The 1,171-nt window shown below is 65.1% G+C and carries 1 protein-coding gene; it reads right to left on the reverse strand.

Features of this window, described 5'->3' with window-relative positions:
- Positions 1 to 142: 142 nt before the first annotated feature.
- Positions 143 to 1,099 carry an IS5 family transposase gene (locus tag KTN05_RS17615; RefSeq protein ID WP_217330664.1) on the reverse strand — a complete coding sequence of 319 codons (957 nt, stop codon included), beginning with the start codon at positions 1,097 to 1,099 and terminating at the stop codon, positions 143 to 145.
- Between the last annotated feature and the right edge of the window lie 72 nt (positions 1,100 to 1,171).

Here is a 1,171-nt window from a genome sequence, read left to right on the forward strand (position 1 = left end):
GGAACGTCTGATTAAGGCGTTCGGCTGCGCCGAGATGGCGGCTTGATCGGTCGGACGGGCGAGAAGCGATCCGCTGGCAGCCGGTTTCTCAGATTTCCGGCCAGTATTTCGACGGTTTGGCGGATTTCCGACGGACCTGTCCTCATGCCATCAGCCTCCTTCGGACCAGGAACAGGTTGCCGAGGGCGAACAGCGTGAAGAGCTGGGCCCGGTTCTTGGTCAGCCCCCGGTAGCGGGTCTTCACGTAGCCGAACTGGCGCTTGATCACCCGGAACGGATGCTCGACCTTCGCGCGCACCATGGCGATGATGCGGTTGATCCGCTTGTCGTCGGGATGCAGCTGGCCACCCTTGGGCGCCTTGCGCATTACACCCCAGACCTTGCCGGGCCCTTCGAAGGCTGCCTCGCGCCCGGCGCTGACATAGGCCTTGTCGGCCCAGACCGAGGTCTCCTCGCCATGCAGCAGGTCATCCCAAACCTGGCTGTCGTGCAGCCTGGCGGTCGACGTGTCGAGGCTGTGCACCGTGCCGCTGTCGGCATCCACCCCGACATGCGCCTTCATGCCGAAATACCAGTCGTTGCCCTTCTTCGTCGACGACATCTCGGGATCGCGGGCGCGCGCCTTGTTCTTCGTCGAGGACGGCGCGTCGATGATGGTCGCATCAACCAGCGTGCCCGAGCGCAGCGTGATGCCCTTGTCGGTCAGATGCGCGTTCACCTCGGCAAAGATCGCCTCGGCCAGCCCGTGCCGCTCCAGCAGGTGGCGGAAGTTCAGGATGGTGGTCTCGTCCGGGATCCGGTCGTCGCCCAGCTCGATCCCGGCGAAGCGGCGCATCGCCTCGCTGTCATACAGCGTTTCCTCGGCCATCGGATCGCTCAGCGCATACCAGTTCTGGAGAAAATGGACCCGCAGCATCGTCTCCAGCGGCATCGGCGGGCGCCCGCCCTTCGGCCCGGCCTTCGGATAATGCGGCGCGATCAGCCCGAGCAGGCGACCCCACGGCACGACCGCGTCCATCTCCGTCAGGAACTGCTCCCGACGCGTCACCTTCTTCTTCATCGCATCGCGCAGGCCGGGAATGGCGGGCTGTTTCGGCATGAGAAGGGCTCCTCGTGGGGACGCCCAAGCCTACCAGATCCGGCTGCGGACAGGAGGTTTTTCAGCGGTTCC

It is taken from the genome of Paracoccus sp. Z118 (assembly GCF_019061185.1).
Taxonomy (GTDB): Bacteria; Pseudomonadota; Alphaproteobacteria; order Rhodobacterales; family Rhodobacteraceae; genus Paracoccus.